This window comes from Streptomyces sp. NPDC006551 (genome assembly GCF_040611675.1).
In the GTDB taxonomy this organism is placed as follows: domain Bacteria; phylum Actinomycetota; class Actinomycetes; order Streptomycetales; family Streptomycetaceae; genus Streptomyces.
Map to the genome: position 1 here is coordinate 60,933 of NZ_JBEXOT010000032.1, position 19,641 is coordinate 80,573.

The 19,641-nt window shown below is 71.4% G+C and carries 17 protein-coding genes; 9 read left to right on the forward strand and 8 right to left on the reverse strand.

The features are described from left to right. The first annotated feature begins 119 nt into the window (after nt 1-119). The 9 genes from ABZY12_RS24875 to ABZY12_RS24915 all read left to right on the forward strand — a co-directional run bounded on the left by ABZY12_RS24875 (nt 120) and on the right by ABZY12_RS24915 (nt 10,238). Complete coding sequence (locus ABZY12_RS24875) at nt 120-1,058, forward strand: sugar ABC transporter permease (RefSeq protein ID WP_356893921.1); 939 nt, start codon at nt 120-122, stop codon at nt 1,056-1,058. 32 nt (nt 1,059-1,090) lie between these two features. Continuing rightward, nucleotides 1,091-1,978: a carbohydrate ABC transporter permease gene (locus tag ABZY12_RS24880; protein WP_356893959.1), complete on the forward strand. Its 888-nt coding sequence runs from the start codon at nt 1,091-1,093 to the stop codon at nt 1,976-1,978. Continuing rightward, nucleotides 1,975-3,138 (forward strand): Gfo/Idh/MocA family oxidoreductase, encoded by a 1,164-nt coding sequence (locus ABZY12_RS24885; RefSeq protein WP_356893923.1) that lies wholly within the window; start codon nt 1,975-1,977, stop codon nt 3,136-3,138. Before ABZY12_RS24880 ends, ABZY12_RS24885 begins: the two co-directional genes overlap by 4 nt. Continuing rightward, entirely contained in the window at nt 3,135-3,974 is an 840-nt protein-coding gene (locus ABZY12_RS24890) for a PmoA family protein (protein ID WP_356893925.1), read from the forward strand. Before ABZY12_RS24885 ends, ABZY12_RS24890 begins: the two co-directional genes overlap by 4 nt. Then, nucleotides 3,971-5,524 carry a family 43 glycosylhydrolase gene (locus ABZY12_RS24895; protein WP_356893927.1) on the forward strand — a complete coding sequence of 518 codons (1,554 nt, stop codon included), beginning with the start codon at nt 3,971-3,973 and terminating at the stop codon, nt 5,522-5,524. Before ABZY12_RS24890 ends, ABZY12_RS24895 begins: the two co-directional genes overlap by 4 nt. 77 nt (nt 5,525-5,601) lie before the next feature. Further along, on the forward strand, nt 5,602-6,942 hold the full coding sequence (locus tag ABZY12_RS24900; RefSeq protein WP_356893929.1) for a sugar ABC transporter substrate-binding protein: 1,341 nt from the start codon (nt 5,602-5,604) through the stop codon (nt 6,940-6,942). Nucleotides 6,943-7,043: 101 nt separating this feature from the next. Then, nucleotides 7,044-7,748 carry a rhamnogalacturonan acetylesterase gene (locus ABZY12_RS24905; protein WP_356893931.1) on the forward strand — a complete coding sequence of 235 codons (705 nt, stop codon included), beginning with the start codon at nt 7,044-7,046 and terminating at the stop codon, nt 7,746-7,748. 3 nt (nt 7,749-7,751) lie between these two features. Beyond that, the gene (locus ABZY12_RS24910; protein ID WP_356893933.1) at nt 7,752-9,041 is read left to right on the forward strand and encodes a polysaccharide lyase family 1 protein; all 1,290 of its coding nucleotides are present in this window, start codon (nt 7,752-7,754) and stop codon (nt 9,039-9,041) included. A gap of 84 nt (nt 9,042-9,125) precedes the next feature. After that, on the forward strand, nt 9,126-10,238 hold the full coding sequence (locus tag ABZY12_RS24915) for a pectinesterase family protein (protein WP_356893935.1): 1,113 nt from the start codon (nt 9,126-9,128) through the stop codon (nt 10,236-10,238). A gap of 42 nt (nt 10,239-10,280) precedes the next feature. Here the strand turns inward: ABZY12_RS24915 and xdhC are convergent, their stop codons facing one another. From xdhC to ABZY12_RS24955, 8 genes are all read right to left on the reverse strand, one after another. Further along, nucleotides 10,281-11,090 carry a xanthine dehydrogenase accessory protein XdhC gene (xdhC, locus tag ABZY12_RS24920; protein ID WP_356893961.1) on the reverse strand — a complete coding sequence of 270 codons (810 nt, stop codon included), beginning with the start codon at nt 11,088-11,090 and terminating at the stop codon, nt 10,281-10,283. A gap of 1 nt (nt 11,091) precedes the next feature. Beyond that, nucleotides 11,092-13,464 carry a xanthine dehydrogenase molybdopterin binding subunit gene (gene xdhB, locus ABZY12_RS24925; RefSeq protein WP_356893937.1) on the reverse strand — a complete coding sequence of 791 codons (2,373 nt, stop codon included), beginning with the start codon at nt 13,462-13,464 and terminating at the stop codon, nt 11,092-11,094. Further along, nucleotides 13,461-14,924 carry an FAD binding domain-containing protein gene (locus ABZY12_RS24930; RefSeq protein ID WP_356893939.1) on the reverse strand — a complete coding sequence of 488 codons (1,464 nt, stop codon included), beginning with the start codon at nt 14,922-14,924 and terminating at the stop codon, nt 13,461-13,463. Before ABZY12_RS24930 ends, xdhB begins: the two co-directional genes overlap by 4 nt. A 417-nt stretch (nt 14,925-15,341) precedes the next feature. Beyond that, a complete protein-coding gene (locus ABZY12_RS24935) occupies nt 15,342-16,001 on the reverse strand; it encodes a hypothetical protein (protein ID WP_356893941.1) in 660 nt (219 codons plus the stop codon). Next, nucleotides 16,001-16,531 (reverse strand): SigE family RNA polymerase sigma factor, encoded by a 531-nt coding sequence (locus tag ABZY12_RS24940; RefSeq protein WP_356893943.1) that lies wholly within the window; start codon nt 16,529-16,531, stop codon nt 16,001-16,003. Before ABZY12_RS24940 ends, ABZY12_RS24935 begins: the two co-directional genes overlap by 1 nt. Continuing rightward, nucleotides 16,512-17,531 (reverse strand): LacI family DNA-binding transcriptional regulator, encoded by a 1,020-nt coding sequence (locus ABZY12_RS24945; protein WP_356893945.1) that lies wholly within the window; start codon nt 17,529-17,531, stop codon nt 16,512-16,514. The genes ABZY12_RS24940 and ABZY12_RS24945 overlap by 20 nt, the downstream gene beginning before the upstream one ends. A gap of 127 nt (nt 17,532-17,658) precedes the next feature. Beyond that, nucleotides 17,659-18,549 carry an SMP-30/gluconolactonase/LRE family protein gene (locus ABZY12_RS24950; RefSeq protein ID WP_356893947.1) on the reverse strand — a complete coding sequence of 297 codons (891 nt, stop codon included), beginning with the start codon at nt 18,547-18,549 and terminating at the stop codon, nt 17,659-17,661. Continuing rightward, on the reverse strand, nt 18,546-19,316 hold the full coding sequence (locus tag ABZY12_RS24955; RefSeq protein ID WP_356893949.1) for an IclR family transcriptional regulator: 771 nt from the start codon (nt 19,314-19,316) through the stop codon (nt 18,546-18,548). Before ABZY12_RS24955 ends, ABZY12_RS24950 begins: the two co-directional genes overlap by 4 nt. Nucleotides 19,317-19,641: the final 325 nt, after the last annotated feature.

Genomic DNA, 19,641 nt, shown 5'->3' on the forward strand with positions numbered 1-19,641 from the left:
ACGCCCGAGCACCACACGCGGATCACCCACCTCCGCGCCGCCCGACCCCCAGTTCCTCTTGTTCGTGATGTCGAACACCGTCCGCGAAGCGCTTCGCGCCCGAGAACGGAGCCGCCGTCATGGCCACAGCCGTGACCCAGCCGCCCAAGGCACCCAAGGCACCCAGCCGTCGCCGCACCGGCGCGGCGCCCCGCCGACTGCCCTACCTGCTCATCGCCCCCGCCGGACTGCTGCTGCTGGGCTTCATCGCCTATCCGGTCATCAGCGTCTTCTACTACAGCCTTCAGCACTACAACCCGACCAAGCCGTGGCGTAACGGCTTCGCCGGCTTCGACAACTTCACGCGCATCTTCACGGACGACCCGCACTTCTGGGGGACGCTCAGCTTCAGCCTGAAGTGGGTCGCCGTCGAGGTGACACTGCAGCTGCTGTTCGGCCTCGCGCTCGCGCTGATCGTCAACCAGACCTTCGTCGGCCGCGCGCTCGGCCGCGCCCTGGTCTTCTCACCGTGGGCCGTCTCCGGCGTCCTGACCTCCGCCATCTGGGTGCTGCTCTACAACTCCCAGACGGGGATCACCCGTTACCTCGCGGACATGGGGGTCGGCGAGTACGGCACGTCCTGGCTGTCCGACACGGCCACGGTCTTCCCCGCGGTCGTCATCGCCGACCTGTGGCGCGGAGTGCCGTTCTTCGCGATCCTCATCCTGGCCGATCTCCAGTCGATCCCCAAGGACCTCTACGAGGCGGCCGAGGTGGACGGAGCGGGCCGGCTGCGGCAGTTCCTCCACATCACCCTGCCGCACCTCAAGGACGCGATCATCCTCTCCACCCTGCTGCGCGCGGTGTGGGAGTTCAACAACGTGGACCTGCTGTACACGCTGACCGGCGGCGGCCCGGCGGGCGAGACGACCACCCTTCCGCTGTACATCGCCAACACCAGCGTCGACGCCCACAACTTCGGTTACGCCTCCGCGCTCACCACGGTGGCGTTCGTGATCCTTCTCTTCTGCTCGATGGTCTATCTGCGCCTGAGCAAGTTCGGAGGCGAGAGCAAGTGATAGCCCAGGAACACACCCTGACCGCACCGTCCGTGCCCGACACCGCCGCGCCCGGCGGCCCGCCGCCGCCCCCGCCGCCCGTTCCCGCCGCCCGCCGGCGACGCCGCGCCTGGGACGAGGCCCCGCGGTGGCAGATCTACCTCCCGCTCGGCATCTACCTCCTGTTCACCCTGATCCCCTTCTACTGGATCCTGCTCTTCGCCGTGCGCCCGGCCGGCTCGACCTCGCTCCTGCCCTGGCCGATGACCACCGAGCACTTCGAGAAGGTGTGGACCGAGCGCAGCTTCGCCACCTTCTTCCAGAACAGCCTGCTCATCGGCCTGGCGACCCTGGTGATGACCACCGTGGTCGCCCTGGCCGGCGGTTACGCCCTGGCCCGCTTCGACTTCCGGTTCAAGAAGGGCTTCATGCTGGCCCTCCTGTGCTCGCAGTTCGTGCCGGGCGCGCTGCTGCTCGTCCCGCTGTTCCAGATCTTCGCCGGTCTCAGCATGATCAACTCGCTGGGCAGCGTCATCATCGCGGAGACGGTCTTCCAGCTCCCGCTCTCCATGATCCTCATCAGCGGCTTCATCCGAAACGTGCCGTACTCCCTGGAGGAGGCCGCCTGGGTGGACGGCTGCAGCCGGTTCGCCGCGTTCCGGATCGTCGTGCTGCCGCTGCTGCGTCCCGGTCTGGTCGCCGTCGGCTCCTTCGCCTTCGTCCACTCCTGGAACCACTTCCTCTTCGCCCTGATGTTCCTCAGCAGCCAGGAGAAGCAGACGATCCCCGTCGGCCTCAACACGCTGATGGGTGCGGACAGCGTCGACCTCGGCGCGCTCGCCGCGGGCGGTGTCATCGCGGCCGTGCCCGTGGTGGTCGTCTTCGCCTTCATCCAGAAGTGGCTGGTCACCGGCTTCAGTTCCGGGGCGGTGAAGGGATGAGCGCGGCCCACACCCCCCTGCCCGTGGTCCTGGCGGGTGCGCGCGGCCACGGCCGCTGGCATCTGCTCAACATCCACCGGCTGGAACGTCTCGGCCTGGTCCGCCTCGCCGGTGTCTGCGAGCTGCGACCGCTCGACGCGGCGGAGCTGGAGGGGATCGGTACGCCGGAACAGTCCTCGGACTTCGAGGCGCTCCTCGCCTCCACGGGGGCGCGGATCGCGGTGATCTGCACGCCGATCCAGACGCACACCGACCTGGCCCTGGCCGCCGCGCGCCACGGGGCGCACGTCCTTCTGGAGAAGCCGCCGGCTCCGTCGTACGCGGAGTTCCGCCGGATGGCGGACGGGGTGGCGGCGGCCGGCGTCGCCTGCCAGATCGGCTTCCAGTCGCTCGGTTCGCACGCCGTGCCCGCGATCCGCCGTCTGGTCGAGGAGGGCGCGATCGGCGAGCTCCTGGGTGTCGGCGCGGCCGGGGCCTGGGTCCGTGACGAGGCGTATTTCCGGCGCGCGCCGTGGTCGGGGCGCCGGCGGCTCGACGGCGTCGACGTCGTCGACGGGGCGCTCACCAACCCGCTGGCGCACGCCGTCGCCACGGCGCTCTCGCTGGCCGGGAGCGCCCGGGCGGAGGACGTCGAGTACATCGAGTCGGAACTCCTGCGCGCCCATGCGATCGAGTCCGACGACACCTCCTGCGTCCGGGTGGTGACGACCCGGGGCACGCAGGTGACCGTGGCGGCGACGCTGTGCGCCGAGACGTCGTCGGAGCCGTACGTGGTCGTCCACGGAACCCGGGGCCGTATCACCCTCTGGTACAAGCAGGACCGGGTGCTGCTCCAGCGCGGCGGCCACGGCCCGGAGGAGACCGTCCACGGCCGCACCGACCTCCTGGAGAACCTGGTCGCGCACGTGACCGGCGGCGAACCCCTGTGCGTACCGCCCGAGGAGACCGGCGCCTTCATGCGGGTCGTGGAGGCGATCCGGCTGGCGCCCGACCCGGTGCCGCTGCCGGAGACGTACTGGCACGCCGAGGCCGGCGAGAGCGCGCCGCGCCGGGTCGTCGCCGGTATCGACGGGCTCGTCGACCGCAGCGCCGACACCCTCAGCCTCTACTCCGAACTCGACGCCCCCTGGGCGCTCCCGACCAAGGCGGAGATCCGATGAACCCCGCGATCGTGCTGCGCTGCGCCGGCCGCCCGGTGGCCCGGTACCTCACCCGGCCGGAGCTGGCGCGCGACCACTCACCCCGGCCGTATCTCCACCCCGTCACCACGCTGGCCGGGGTCCGGGTCACCGAGCTGCTGCCCGAGGACCATCCGCATCACCTCGGTGTGGGCGTGGCCGTTCCCGATGTGGCGGGCCACAACTTCTGGGGCGGGCGCACGTTCGTACGCGACCAGGGGCCGACCGACCTCGACAACCACGGCGAGCAGCGGCACGACGGCTTCAAACTGCGCGACCCGGACGGCTTCGTCGAGGAGCTGAGCTGGACGGCGGCGGACCGGGTGCTCCTGCGGGAGCACCGGACCGTGGCGGTGGCGGCGCTGACGGACGCGGCCTGGGCGCTGGACTTCACGTTCTCGCTCACCAACGTCTCGGGGGAGGATCTGTCCATCGGAAGTCCGGCCACCAACGGGCGTCCGGGCGCGGCCTACGGCGGGTTCTTCTGGCGCGCCCCCAAGGAGCGGACCGCTCCGGCCGTCTTCGGCGCGGACGCGGACGGCGAGGAGGGGGTGCACGGCGCCCGGGCGGACTGGGTCGCGCTGGCCGGCGAGGGCTGGACGCTGGTGTTCGCCGGCGCCACCGATCCGACGCGGCGCGACCCGTGGTTCGTCCGCGCCGCCGAGTATCCGGGGGTCGGCTCCACCCTGGCCCATGACCGGAGGCTGCCCGTCGAGGCCGGAGGGACCGTCGTACGACGGGTGGTCACCGTCGTCGCCGACGGTCGCCTGGACCGGGTCGAGGCCGCGGCGCTGGTGCGCAAGGCGGTCGCCGCATGAGCCGCCGCGCGATCCCCGGGGGGCCGGGCGAGCCCACCGGGGACCTGGGGAACGGGACGTACCGCAATCCCGTCCTGGCCGCCGACTGGTCCGACCCCGACGTCCTGCGGGTCGGCGAGGACTACTACCTCACCGCCTCCAGCTTCGGCCGCGCTCCGGGGCTACCGCTGCTGCACTCCCGCGACCTGGTGAACTGGACGATCGTCGGCCACGCCCTGGACCGGCTGCTGCCGGAGGCGGCCTATGCCTCACCGCGGCACGACGGCGGCGTCTGGGCGCCCTCGCTGCGCCATCACAACGGCCGGTTCTGGATCTTCTGGGGCGACCCCGACCACGGCATCTGGCAGGTCAACTCCCCGTCCGTGCGCGGCCCGTGGAGCGTCCCGCACCTGGTGAAGGCGGGCCGGGGGCTCATCGACCCCTGCCCGCTGTGGGACGAGGAGACGGGCGAGGCGTATCTCGTGCACGCCTGGGCCAAGTCCCGCGCGGGCGTCAACAACCGGCTCACCGGGCACCGGATGAGCCCCGACGGCGGCAAGGTCCTCGACGAGGGGACCACGATCGTCGACGCCGACCGCGTCCCGGGGTGGTTCACCCTGGAGGGGCCGAAGCTGTACCGCCACGACGGCTGGTTCTGGATCCTCGCCCCGGCCGGTGGCGTCGCCACCGGCTGGCAGGGCGCCTTCCGGTCCCGGTCCTTCTTCGGCCCGTACGAGGAGCGGGTCGTCCTGCAGCAGGGCGACACGGACGTCAACGGCCCGCACCAGGGCGGCTGGGTGCGTACCCAGAACGGCGAGGACTGGTTCCTCCACTTCCAGCAGCGCGGCGCTCACGGGCGTCTGGTCCATCTCCAGCCGATGGGCTGGGGCGACGACGGGTGGCCGGTGTTCGGTGACGCGGGCACCCCCGTCACCGTGCACGCCAAGCCGGACCTGCCCGAGCAGCGGCCGTCCGCTCCGGCCACCGACGACACCTTCCCCGGCGGGCGCTTCGGCCGCCAGTGGCAGTGGACCGCCAACCCCGGGGAGGGCTGGACCACCCAGCACTCCGGCGACGGTCTGTGGCTGAACTGCGGTCGCACCGAGCGGATCGACGACCTGCGGGCGCTGCCCCAGCTGCTCACCCAGCGGCTTCCGGGCCGGGCCGGCACGGTCGAGGTCGAGCTGCGGCTCGACAGCGAGGTGCCGGGGGCCCGGGCGGGGCTCGTGGTGCTCGGCGACGCGTACAGCTGGATCGGGCTGCGGCGCGACGCGGACGGCACGGTCCGGCTGGTGCACCGGTTCGCCCCCGTGAGCGCCGACCGGGAGCGGGACGCCGCGCACTCCCGGCCCGCGCCCGAGGGCCGGGCCCGGCTGCGGATCGCGCTCACGCGGGACGCGCGCTGCCGGTTCTCGTACGACACGGGCGACGGCTTCACGCCGGTCGGCGAGGTCTTCGCCGCCACGCCCTGGCGGTGGGTCGGAGCACTGCTCGGCCTGTTCGCCGCCGCACCGACGGGGACGGGGCCGGCCGGGACGGCCGTGTTCACCTCGTTCCGCGTCACCCCCTGAACTCCCCCACGAACGCCCTCCGAAAGACCCGAAAGATCCGTTCGACCCCGTTCGACCCCGAGAGAAGAGAGCCGACGATGACCATCTTCCGTGGCGGGCGGCGCAGAGCCGTCTGTGCCCTCGCGCTGACCACCGTGCTCGCCCTGACCGCCACCGCCTGTGGAGACGACGGCTCCGGCGCGGCCGGCGACAAGGGTGACGAGGGCTCGGGCAAGGGAGAGATCACCTTCTGGGACAACAACGGCGGTGTCCGCACCGACGTCTGGAAGGAGATCATCAAGGACTTCGAGAAGCAGCACCCCGACATCAAGGTCAACTACGTCGGGATCGCCTCCACCGAGGTGCAGTCCAAGTACGACACGGCCATCCAGGGCGGCGGCCTGCCGGACGTCGGCGGTGTGGGAGCGGCGATGCTCGCCGGGATCGCCGCCCAGAACGCCCTGGAGCCGCTCGACACCCGGATCGAGGGCAGCTCGCTCAAGGGCAGGCTGAACACCGGCATGGTCGAGAGCGTGAAGTCCGCGGGCGGCCAGGGCAAGCTGTTCACCGTCCCGACCTCCGCCAGCAACGGTGTCCTCTACTACCGCACCGACCTCTTCCGGGCGGCCGGTCTCGAGGAGCCCACCACCTGGTCGAAGTTCTACGCGGCGGCCGACAGGCTGACGGACAAGGGCAGCAACAAGTTCGGCTACACCATCCGCGGCGGCTCGGGCTCCATCGCCCAGGCGCTGGACGCCATGTACGGCCAGAGCGGTATCACGAGCTTCTGGAACGGCGACAGGACCACGGTCAACGACCCGAAGAACGTGGCCGCGCTGGAGAAGTACGTGGGGCTGTTCAAGAAGAACACGCCGGCGGCCGACGTCAACAACGACTTCACCAAGATGGTCGCCCAGTGGGACAGCGGCGAGATCGGCATGCTCAACCACAACCTGGGGTCGTACAAGGACCATGTGAAGGCACTCGGCACGGAGAAGTTCCGGGGCATCCCGAACCCGACGACGGACGACGGGATCCGGGTCCAGGTCTCCAACCCGGTCGACGGCCTCGGACTGTTCTCGTCGAGCAAGAACAAGGCCGCGGCGTGGAAGTTCATCGAGTTCGCCGCCTCGCACGCCTCCAACAGCAAGTGGAACGAGTCGGCGGGTGCGATCCCCGCCAACACCGAGGCGGCCAAGGACGCCTGGATCCAGAAGGCCGAGCCGACGAAGCTGGCCGCCGATGTGCTCTTCAGCGGCAAGGCGACCATCGTGCAGCTGCCGTACTACCTGCCGGACTGGAACACCATCTCCAAGGCCGACAACGAGCCCGCCTTCCAGAAGGTCCTGCTCGGCAAGGCGACGGCCAAGCAGTTCCTCGACGACCTGGCCGAGCAGCTGAACACGGCGCAGGCCGAGTGGAAGTCGCAGAACAAGTGACGCCCGCAGCGAGCCGCCGTCAGGTGGTCGCGGCCGGGGCGGGCCTCGCGCTCGCCCTGGCCGCGGCGCCCGCCGCGGCCCTTTCCCGAGGACACCACCGTATGCGCACGCTGTACATCGCCGGGGACTCCACCGCCGCCCAGAAGTACGCCGACGCGGCGCCCGAGACGGGGTGGGGCATGGCACTCCCCTTCTTCCTCCACAAGGACGTCACGGTCGCCAACCACGCGATCAACGGCCGCAGCACGAAGAGCTTCATCGACGAGGGCCGGCTGACCACGATCCTGGCGGCGATCCGGCCCGGCGACGTCCTGATCGTCCAGTTCGGCCACAACGACCAGAAGGTCACCGATCCCACCCGGTACACCGAGCCCTGGGGCTCCTACCAGGACAATCTGCGCCGTTACGTCCGGGGCGCGCGGGAGCGCGGCGCGCTTCCGGTGCTCGCCACCTCCGTCGAACGGCGCAGATTCGACGCGGCCGGCACGGCGCTGCGGACGCTGGGCGACTACCCGGCGGCGATGCGCGAAGTGGCCCTGGAGGACGACGTCCCGCTGCTCGACGTCCAGGAGCTGTCGCTGGCGCTGTGGCAGAAGCTCGGCCCGGAGACGACGAAGACGTACTTCAACTGGACGCCGGACGAGCAGGACAACACCCACTTCAACCCGCCCGGCGCGATCGCCGTGGCCCGGCTGGTCGCCGGCGAACTCCTCCACACGCGTGTCCTCACGCCGGGCGACACGCGCCGCCTGGACGCGGAGATCCCCGCGGAGTGGATCACCTGGCCCGATTCCGAGGAGAGCTGACCCATGCGACACACCCACCTGTGGGCGGTGGGCGCCACCACCGCCACCGCCCTGGTCCTGACCGTCACCGGTCCGGCCGCCACGGCCGGGGCCGCGCCCGATCCCGCCCGCCGGACGCTGCCCGCGGGGGACGGCTGGGCGTCGGAGGGCACGGGGACGACGGGCGGCGCAGCGGCGGTCCCCTCCCGGGTCTTCACCGTCACCACCTGGGAGGAGCTCCGGGCGGCGCTCGCCGTCCCGGGCACCGAGCCGAGGATCGTCAAGGTCAAGGGGACGCTGAACGCGACCGCCGCGGGGTGCTCGGCCTTCGAGGCCGCCGGTTACGACTTCGAGCGGTACCTCGCGGACTACGACCCGGCGGTCTGGGGGCACGACACGGAGGTGAGCGGGCCGCAGGAGGACCTGCGGGCGGCCTCCGCGTCGGCGCAGGGCAAGGCCATCAAGGCGTACGTCCCCGCCAACACCACGATCATCGGCGTCGGCGGGAACGCCGGGATCACCGGTGGCAGCCTGCAGATCCAGGGCGTCGACAACGTCGTGATCCGCAACCTGACGCTGGAGAGCCCGCTCGACTGCTTCCCGCAGTGGGACCCGACGGACGGTGCGACCGGCGCCTGGAACTCCGAGTACGACAGCATGGTCGTGTACGGCTCCACGCATGTCTGGATCGACCACAACACGTTCACGGACGGCGCGCACCCGGACAGTTCGCTGCCGAGGTACTACGGCGAGCTCTACCAGCAGCACGACGGCGAACTGGACATCGTGCGCGGCGCCGATCTGGTCACCGCCTCCTGGAACGTCTTCGCCGACCACGACAAGACGCTGATGATCGGCAACAGCGACAGCGCGGGTGCGACCGACCGCGGCAAGCTGCGTGTCACCCTGCACCACAACCTCTTCACGAACGTGGTCGAGCGTGCGCCGCGGGTGCGCTTCGGCAAGGTCGACGTCTACAACAACCATTTCGTGGTGCCGGCTTCGGGGTACGCGTACAGCTTCGGCGTCGGGCAGGAGTCCCAGCTCGTCGCGGAGAAGAACGCGTTCACGCTTCCGGCGGGCACCGGCGCCGGAAAGATCCTGAAGAAGTGGAAGGACGCCCCGGTCACGACGGCGGGCAACCACGTCAACGGCAGGCCGGTCGACCTGCTCGCGGTCCACAACGCGGAGTTCCCCGGCGAGATCCTGCGCGCCGACGCCGGCTGGACGCCGGTGCTCCGCGACCGGGTCGACTCCCCGCGGGCCGTGCCGGCTCTGGTCGACCACCGCGCGGGGGCCGGCCGACTGCGCTGACCCTCCCGGACCGGAGGCGGGGACGGCACACCACCCCCGCCTCCCTCTCCCCTCTCCCGCTCCCACCCACGAAGGAGCTGCGACATGCCCCCGCTCAGTCGCCGTGCCCTGCTCACCGCCGGCGCCGGCGCGTCGCTCGCCGTCGGCCCGCTCGCCTTCCCGGCGGCCGCCTCCGGGTCGCGCGGCCCGTTCGGCAGGTTCGGTTCACCCGCCGCACGGCTCACCGACCGCACCCTGTACGTCCACCCCGACGGCCTCGGCGACCACACCACCGTCCAGGCCGCGGTGACCGCCGCGAGCGGCCCCGGCCGGACGCTGGTCATCGCCCCAGGGACGTACCGCGAAACCGTCGCCGTCAGCGTGGCGCGCACCGGGATGACCTGGATCGGGGCGAGCGAGAACCCCCGTGACGTCGTCGTCGTGTACGACAACGCCAGCGGCACGCCCAAGCCCGGCGGCGGCACGTACGGCACCAGCGGTTCGGCGACCACCACCGTCCAGGCGGACGGTTTCACGGCGCGGTGGATCACCTTCGCCAACGACTTCCTGCGCGCCGACCACCCGGGGATCAAGGACACCCAGGCCGTCGCGCTCAAGGTGCAGGGCGACCGGTCCGCCTTCTTCCACTGCCGGTTCCTCGGCCACCAGGACACGCTCTACGCCGACTCCATGTCCCTGGGCTCCGTCGCCCGCCAGTACTTCGCGCACTGCTCAGTCGAGGGTGACGTCGACTTCGTCTTCGGCCGTGCCCGCGCGGTCTTCGAGCACTGTCACTTCCGTACGCTGCTGCGCACCGACCTCGCGTCCGCGCCGCACGGCTTCGTCTTCGCCCCGTCGACCGCGGGAGCGCAGCCGTACGGCTTCCTGGCGTCCCGCTGCCGGGTGACGAGCGAGGCGCCGGACGGCTACTACAAGCTGGCCCGGCCCTGGGTGCCCAGCTCGGACACGACGGCGTGGCCGTCCCTGGTGGTGCGAAACAGTGTGCTCGGCCCCGGGATCGACGCCGTGGCACCGTACGCGAACATGCGGGACGCCCACCCGTGGCAGGCTCAGCGCTTCGCCGAGTACCGCAACACCGGCCCCGGCGCCGAGATCACCGTCCCGGAGAACCGGCCGCAGCTGACCGCCGCCGAGGCGGGGTCTGCGACGAGGGCCACCTACCTCGGCGACTGGAGCCCCGGGCCGCGCCGCTCCTGAACGGGAGCGTGCGCGGACCGCGGCGACCTCGTCCGGCACGGCTCAGCGGCGGTCCTGCTCGAAGGACCGGAGCAGGTCCGCCGCGACGCTCACCGCGATCACGGCGGGTTCCTTGCCGGTGATCCCGGCGATGCCGACCGGGGTGTTGATCCGGTCGATCGTGGCGTCGTCGTGGCCGCCCTCGGTGGCCAGGCGTTTGCGGAAGCGCGCCCATTTCGCGGCTGAGCCGATCAATCCGATCGAACCCAGACCGGTGGTGCGCAAGGCCGCGTCGCACAGCGCGGCGTCCTCGGCGTGATCATGGGTCATGATCAGGACGTGGGTGCCGGGCGCCAGCTCCGCGAGCACCTCCTCCGGAAGCAGCGGTGTGTGGTGCACGTGGATCCGCGCCACCGCGTCCTCGAGCACGTCGAGCCGTTCGTCGGTGAGCATGTCGGGACGGGTGTCGATCAGGTGCAGATCGAGGTCGTGGCGGGCCAGGACGCGTGCCAGCTCGAGGCCGACGTGCCCGACGCCGAAGACCGCCACCGCCGGGACCACCGGCAGCGGTTCGAGCAGGACGGTGACGGCTCCGCCGCAGCATTGCACGCCGTGCCGGCTGGTGACCTTGTCGTTGAGAGCGAACTCCATCAGTTCCGGCTCCGGATCGGGCGTGCCGATCAGCTCGCGGGCCCGATCGATCGCGACGGCCTCGATGTTGCCGCCGCCGATCGAGCCCCAGGTCTCGGTCCGTCCCACGACGAGTTTGGCGCCGGCCTTGCGGGGTGCGTGGCCGCGCACGGTCGCGACGGTCACGAGCACGCCGGTTTCCCGGCGGGCTCGCAACCCCGCGACCGCGGCCACCCAGGTCATGTCAGGCATGGCTCAGAGCGCTCGCGGTGGTGGGGAGCCCGCCGCCGTCTCCGCCGCGGGCCGCTTCGATCGCCCAGTACACCGCCTCGGGTGTCGCGGGGGAGGCGAGTTCGACGCTGACTCCGGCGGGCCCGAACGCCGCGGCGGCCTGCCGCAGCGCCTCCCGTACCGAGAACGCCAGCATCAGGGGAGGCTCACCCACCGCCTTGGACCCGTACACCGCGCCCTCTTCGGTGGCGTTCTCGAGCAGCGTGACGTGGAACTCCTCGGGCATCTCCGAGAAGCTCGGCAGCTTGTAGGTACTGGCCGCCTGGGTCAGCAGCCGGCCGCGGTTCGGCCCGTCACCGTTGTCCCAGCGCATGTCCTCAAGGGTCAGCCAGCCCGCGCCCTGCACGAAACCGCCCTCGACCTGACCGATGTCGATCATCGGGGACAGGCTGTCGCCCACGTCGTGCACGATGTCGACCCGTCGGATGCGGTACGCGCCGGTGAAGCCGTCCACCTCCACCTCGGTCGCGGCGGCGCCGTGGGAGAAGTATTTGAACGGCGAGCCCCGGAAGGACTTCGCGTCCCAGTGCAGCCCCTCGGTCCGGTAGAAACCGGCCGCCGACAGCTGGACACGCTGGAAGTACGCGGTGCGGACCAGGTCGTCCCAGGCCAGCTCCTTGTCGTCGCCGAGCACGCGCGCGACGCCCTCGACGATGCGCACGTCCGAGGCGTTCGCACCCAGCTGCGTGGCGGCCACCTGCAGCAGCCTCTCGCGCAGCTGCTCGCAGGCGTTCTTCACCGCGGCGCCGTTGAGATCCGCGCCGGCACTGGCGGCGGTGGCGGAGGTGTTGGGCACCTTGTCGGTGCGCGTCGGGGCCAGCCGCACCTTGTGCGGCGGGATGCCCAGCGTGGTCGCGGCCACCTGGAGCATCTTGGTGTGCAGGCCCTGGCCCATCTCGGTGCCGCCGTGGTTGATCAGGACCGAGCCGTCCTTGTAGATCAGCACCAGCGCGCCGCCCTGGTTGAAGGCGGTGAGGTTGAACGAGATGCCGAACTTGATGCCGGTGAGCGCGAGCGCCCGCTTGGTGTGCGGGTGCGCGGCGTTGAAGGCCGCGATCTCGCGCCGGCGATCGTCGAGGCCGGCGTCGTCCTTCACCTGCTGCCAGACGGCGGAGATCCGTTCGGGCTGAAGGACCGGCTGTCCGTACGGCGTCGAGTGGCCCCGCCGGTAGAAGTTGCGCTCCCGCAGCTCCATCGGATCGAGGCCGAGCAGCGGCGCGCACCGGCCCATGATGTCCTCGATCACCAGCATGCCCTGCGGTCCTCCGAAGCCGCGGAAGGCGGTGTTGGAGACCTTGTTGGTCTTGGCGACGCGACCGGCGACGCGGGCGTGGGGGATCCAGTAGGTGTTGTCGATGTGGCACAGCGCGCGGGCCACCACCGGCTCGGACAGATCCAGGCTCCAGCCGCCGTCCGCGGTCAAGGTGGCGTCCAGGGCCTGGATGCGGCCGTCGGCGTCGAAGCCGATCTTCCACGTGGCGTGGAACCCGTGCCGCTTACCGGACATCGTCAGATCCTGGGTCCGGTTGAGCCGCAGCCGGACCGGCCGGCCGGTCAGCTTGGCGCCGAGCGCGGCGACGGCCGCGAAGCCGTGCGGCTGCATCTCCTTGCCGCCGAAGCCGCCGCCCATCCTCAGGCACTGCACGGTCACCTCGTGGCTGTGCAGGCCGAGGACGTGCGCGACGATCTCCTGGGTCTCCGAAGGATGCTGGGTGCTGCTCTGGACGAACACCTGCTCCGCCTCGTCGACATGGGCCAGGGCCGCGTGCGTCTCGAGGTAGAAGTGTTCCTGGTCGGAGAAGTGGAACTCGCCGGTGAACACGTGCGTGGAGTCGGCGAAGCCGGCGTCGACGTCGCCGGTCAGCATCACGGGCCGGGCGCCGTGGAAGCTGTCCGCCGCGATCGCGTCCCGCAGCGTGATGACGGAGGGCAGCTCGTCGAGTTCCACCTCGACGGCCGCCGCACCGAGCCGGGCCGCCTCCAGGGTCTCGCCGAGCACCCAGGCCACCGCGTGGCCGTGGAACATGACCTCGTCGGGGAAGAGGGGTTCGTCGTGCTTCATTCCGGCGTCGTTGACGCCGGGCACGTCGGCACCGGTCAGCACGCGGACCACACCGGGCACGGCGAGCGCGGGCTCGGTGCGCAGCGCGGTGATCCTTCCGTGCGCCTTCATGACCTGGACCGGGTAGGCGTGCAGGACGTCCTTGGTGCGTGGGACCAGGTCGTCGGTGTAGAGCGCGGTCCCGGTGACGTGCAGGTGGGCGCTCTCGTGCGGCATCGAAACGCCGACGACGGGCTTTTCGGGACGCTCGGACAACTGACTCATGACGACACCGCCTCGGTGGTTCGCGCGTACAGCTTCCGCAGGCTCTGGCCGAGCATCGCGGAGCGATAGCCGGCGCTGGCGCGGTGATCGTTCATCGGCGTGCCCTGGGCTCGCAGCACCTGCGCCGCGGCCTCGACGGTCTCCGCCGACCACGGCTCGCCCTCCAGGGCCGCCTCGACGGCGAGGGCGCGGATCGGCGTGGCGGCCACGCCGCCCAGGCCGATGCGCGCCTTGCGGACGATCCCGTTCTCGATGTCGAGCGCGAAAGCTACCGCGACGCTGGAGATGTCGTCGAAGCGCCGCTTGGCGATCTTGTGGAAGGCCGTCACCGGCGACAGCGGCAGTGGGACGCGCACCGCGCGGATCAGTTCGCCGGGGCGGCGCACGCTCTGCCGGTAGCCGGTGAAGTAGTCCGCCAGCGGGACCTCGCGCTCACCGTCGGCGTCGGCGAGTACCACGGATGCCTCCAGCGCGAGCAGCACCGGCGGGCTGTCCCCGATGGGGGAGCCGGTACCCAGGTTGCCGCCGAGGGTCGCACTGTTGCGGATGAGGCGGGAGGCGAACCGCGGGAACAGCTCCGCCAGCAGCGGGACGCTGCCGTCGAGGCGGCGTTCGATCTCGGTGAGCGTCAGTGCCGCCCCGATCTCGATGTGGTCGGGTGCGACACGCAGCTCCCGCAGTTCGGGCAGTCGGTCGATGGCGACCACGCAACTCGCCCGGCGGGAGCGGATGTTCACCTCCACGCCCCAGTCGGTGGAGCCGGCGACCACCACCGCGTCGGGCCGCTCGCGCAGCAGCCGCAGCGTTTCGGCCAGGGTGCCGGGCCGCAGGAACGCACTGTCGTCCTGGGTGTACGCGGTGGCGACCGGTTCGGGCGGGGACTGTTCGCGACGCCGCGCCAGGGGGTCGTCCTCGGTGGGCGCGCCGACGGCGAACGCGGCATCGCGAATCGGGCGATAACCGGTGCAGCGGCAGAGATTTCCGCTCAGCGCGTGCAGATCGAAACCGTTCGGACCGTGCTCGGGGTCGGTGTCGTCGGCCGGGTCCGCGTGCGCACAGCGGTCGGGCCGGTAGTACTCGGCGGCCATGCTGCACACGAACCCCGGTGTGCAGTAACCGCATTGGGAGCCGCCGCGGACCGCCATCTCCTCCTGCACCGGGTGCAGCGTGGGCGGTGTGCCGGGTGCGCCGGCGGTGGCGAGACCCTCGGAGGTGACGATCTCCTGACCGTCGAGCGCCGCGACCGGGACCAGGCAGGCGTTGACCGCCACCCAGTCGGTGGGCTTGTCCGTCCCGGGACGGGCCACCAGGACCGAACAGGCGCCGCATTCACCCTCGGCGCAGCCCTCCTTGGTGCCGGTGAGGCCGCGCTCGCGCAGAAAGTCCAGCGCCGTGGTGTGGGGGGCGGCCGGTGAAATCGGTGTTTCTTTCCCGTTGACCGTGATCCGCGCCGCTACCATGACACTTCCCCATTTCGGTGCGCGGTCGATCTGATTACCTTCATCGCCATTTCAGGAGCCTTCTGTATTCGGTGGCGCAGCTCGAGAACCCGACTGCGCGAACCAGCACGCAACGACGTGCAGCAGACGGTGACAGAAATCAAAAGAGGCCGGGGCCGCAAAAAGTGGGCACTCCGGAAAAAGGCGGCTGCTCAGCAGCCGTGCGCTACACGACCCGGAACCCAGGCGGCCTGGTGGGCGAGGCGATGCAGGTCGGAGAAGGTCGACATCCGACTTCGCCTCCTTCCAACAGTTCGCGAGTCGGTGCGTTCGAAATTACGTCGCCGCGGTCCCATCGGTCAAGGCCGGGTGCGGAGGTCCTGAGCTGGTTCTTCCTCCGGGATGGCCGCCTGCGCCGACGCCGGCCGCCCCGAGGGCCTATCCCTGGGAGTGCCTGAAGTCGCCCCGTACACTCCGCTGTTCGCGGAAGGCGTCGACGACGGTGACGGTGTACGTGTCGGTTCCGCTGTCGCGGGCGCCCTCCGCGTGGTTGTACTGGCCGGCGAAGACATGGCTGCCCGGCGGGACCGTGCGGCCCGGCTTGAGCACCCACGTGTAGACGAGGTGCGTCGCCTCCTCGTGGACGGAGACGGTGAAGTCCTCGGCGGGCCGGGTGCGCCAGTGGCCGGTGCTCGCGACGCCGGCGGTGCGGGCGATCCGCAGTTCGACGGTGAGCTCGGTCAGCGGGGTGTGCGCGGTCAGTGTGACGTTGTTCTGCGCCCACCAGCGGTTACTGCCGGGGTCGATCGAACCGACGGCTCGGAGAGGCGGGTGCGGGGCGGGCATCGTGGCGACCTGGCCGGAATCCCGGTGCAGGGTGGTCGCGGCCAGGCCGCCGAGGGAGAGGACGCCGGCGACGGCCGCCGCGACGGCGACCGCCGACACCCACAGGGCGCGCGGGCGCCGTGGTGCGCTCACCGTCCGTCGCGGGGGCGGCGTCAGGAGACCACGCTCCACGCGGGCCAGCATGCGGGCGCGGTCGGGCTGGTGGGAGTCGGCCGCTTCGCGCAGCCGCCGGCGCACCTGGGCTTCGTCCATCAGCTCTTTCCTCCGACGAGTTCGGTGGCGGCCTCGGTGCCGAGCAGGCGCTGGAGCTCCGCCATACCCTTGGAGGTCTGGCTCTTGACCGTGCCGACCGAGATCCCCAGGGCGAGGGCGGTGTCGCGTTCGGAGAGGTCGAAGGCATGGCGCAGAACCACACAGGCGCGTTTACGGAACGGCAGCGCCCGCAGGGCGGACTGGACGTCGACGACGACGGTGACGTCGGGTTCGCGCGTCCACTCGGAGCGCCGGTCCCAGAACAGCGCGACGCGGCGGCGTTCCCGTACGGTGCCGCGGATCCGGCTGCGGACGAGGTTGGCGACGACGCCGCGGGCGTAGGCGGCCGGGTGGTCCGCGCCGCGGACCCTGTCCCAGCGGTGCCAGAGCGCGACCATGGCGTCCGCCGCGAGGTCGTCGGCGCCCTCCCGCTCCCCCGTCAGGAGATGGGCGAGGCGGGCGAGTTCGGCGTAGTGGCGCTCGAAGAAGGCCTGGAACTCGGTCGCTGGGTCATCGGCCGCCGTGACCACGCCGGCTCCCGGAACTCTCGCGGACGGTCAGTTCGGGTGCGATCAGCAGCGGCCCGGAGGGCGCCTGTCCGCCGAGGCGGGCGACGAGCCGTTCGACCGCGAGTCGCCCCATCTCCTGGGCGGGGACGCCGACGGCGGTCAGCGGGACCGACGCGTGGAGGGCCACCTGGTCGGGGCAGATGGCGACGACGGAGACGTCCTCGGGTACGGCGCGTCCCTGCTGGCGCAGTACGGCGAGCAGGGGTTCGACGGCGGCCTCGTTCTGGACGACGAGGGCGCTGGTGGTGGGGCGCTCCTCGAAGATCCGGCCGAGTGTGGCCGAGACGGCGGCGTAGGTCCCCTCGACGGGTCGGTGCAGCAGGCCCGTGTCCCGCTCGCGCGCGGCGGCGCGCAGTCCGGTGACGGTGCGCTCGGCGAAGCCGGTGCCCCGCGCGTAGACCGCGGGCGGCTCGCCGAGCACCGCGATCTGCGTGTGTCCCATGTCCGCGAGGTGGTCGACGCATCGCGCGCCGGCGGCCTCGAAGTCCAGGTCCACACAGTCGAGTCCGGCGGTGTCGCCCGGCAGACCGATGAGGACGGCCGGCCGTTCGGCCCGCTTCAGCTGGGCGAGCCTCGGATCGTCGAGGCCGACGTCCATCACGATCATCGCGTCGGCGATGGCGCTGCCCTCGACACGGCGTACGGCTTCGGGGCCCTCCTCCCCGGTGAGGAGGAGGACGTCGTAGCCGTGTGCACGGGCCGTGGTGGTCACGGCCATGGCGATCTCCAGCATCACCGGCAGGTGGAGGTCGGTGCGCAGGGGCATCATCAGCGCCAGGATGTTGGTCCGGCTGCTGGCGAGCGCCCGGGCGCCGGCGTGCGGGCGGTAGCCGAGTTCGTCGATGCTGCGCTGGATCCGTTCCCGGGTGGAGGCGGAGATGGACCGCTTGCCGCTCAGGACATAGCTGACCGTGCTGGCCGACACTCCGGCGTGACGGGCGACATCGGCGAGGGTGACCACTTCAGTTCTCCGCGGCAGGTCCCGGCTTACCGGGCGGATGCCCGTTGCTTTGGATCCGACCCTAAGCGGCGGCTCAGCGAGCTGTCCAGGCGGTCGGCCCGCGACGCCGGGAGGCGCCGCGGGCGGTTCAGCCCGCGAAGGCGGTGGAGGGCAGGCCCTGGCCGATGTCCGGCAGGACGAGCAGAGCGCCGGCGAGCGGATCCGGGGCCGCGAGACCGGTACGGGCGGTCGTGACGTACAGGTCGCGCAGCTCCGGGCCGCCGAAGGCGCAGGCCGTCGGGCGGCGTACGGGGAGCCGGACGGTCCGGTCGAGGTCGCCCCGCGGGGTGTAGCGGCGGAGCTGCCCGCCGTCCCACAGCGCGACCCACACGCAGCCCTCCGCGTCCACGGTCAGCCCGTCGGGGAATCCGGCGTCCGGTTCGACGGTGACGAACTCCCGGCGTTCGACGAGGCGTCCGTCCTCGACCCGGAGGATGTCCACCCGCCGGGTGGGACTGTCGATGTAGTACGTGACGGCGCCGTCCGGGCTCCAGCCGACGCCGTTGCTCACGGCCACCTCGTCGATCAGCGGGGTGACGGAGCCGTCGGGCCCGACCCGGATCAGATGTCCGCCGCCGGGCGCCTCGTCGTAGCGCATGGTGCCGGCCCACAGGCTTCCGTCGGGTGCGACGGCCGCGTCGTTGCCGCGCCGGCCCGGGACGGGGTCGTGGTGCAGCCAGGAGAAGGCGCCGTCGGCGTCGTACAGACCGATGCCGTCCCTGAGGTTGGCCACGAGTCCGCCGCCGGCCCGTGGCTTGGCGGCGCCGATGTGCTCGCCGACGGCGGTGACGGAGCGACGGCCGCTGTCCGGCTCGTACGTGTGCAGGCGGGAGCCGAGGATGTCCACCCAGATCAGCCGGGCGCCGGCCGGGTCCCAGGTGGGCCCTTCGCCGAGCTCGGCGTACTCGCGCACCGCCACCTCGATCTCGGGCCCCTGGTCCGGCCCGGACGCGGACGCGTTCTCGTCGACGGCCTTCATCGCGCGCCGCGGTGGCCGAGGCGGAGCGAGAGGTCGGCGGCGCCCTTGGCGGCGAGTTCGGCCAGCTCGGCCTCCCGCTCCTCGCTCCAGCGGATCACGGGGACCGAGATGGACAGGGCCGCCACGACCCGGCCGGAGGTGTCCCGTACGGGCGCGGCGACACAGCTGACGTCCGGGTTGGACTCGCGGTGCTCGGTGGCGGTGCCCCGCGTCCGGATCTCGGCCAGGGCGGTGCGCAGGGCCTCCGGATCGGTGATGCTGTTCGGGGTCATGGAGACCAGCTCGCGGTCCGCGAGGCGGGCGTCGAGCTCCGCCTCCGGGAGTGCGGCCAACAACATCTTGCCGACGGAGGTGCAGTGCGCGGGGAGCCGGCGTCCGGCGGCGGAGACCATGCGGACGGCGTGGGTGGAGTCCACCTTCGCGATGTAGATGACGTCCGTGTCCTCCAGGATCGCGACATGGACGGTCTCGTCGCAGGTCTCGGCGACCTCACGGGCCACCGCCTGCCCCTCGGCGGCGAGGTCGAGCTGTTCGGCGTAGCGGCTGCCGAGCTGGTACGTGCGGACACCGAGGCGGTAGCGGCCCGGCTGATCCGGGACGGTCGCCAGGTAGGCCCGGGCCGTCAGCGTGGTGAGCAGCTCGTGTGTGGTCGTCCGGGGCAGCCGGAGCTTGCGGGTGATCTCGGGGGCGGAGAGCGTTCCGTCGCCGTGAAGGAAGAGCTCCAGAATGTCGAATGCTCTGGTCACCGCCGGTACGAGGCGCCCCATGACCGTCCACCCACCCTCATCTGTTCGATATTCCGGCCACTGGCCGGTATGACGAACACAGGCTAACCGCGACTCCGTTCACCGGGCAATGCTCCCGCCCAGACCATTGACACTCACCGAGTGGCTGATTACGGTCACGCCAACATTTCGAACGCATGACGAAATATCGAACGACACGCAACCCGAACAACCCTGAACGAACCCATCGATACGAGCGACACCGGGAGCAACCGCCGTGCGCATCACGGGAATCAGCACACACGTCGTCGGAACACCCTGGCGGAACCTGACCTACGTCCAGGTCCATACCGACGAGGGCCTCACC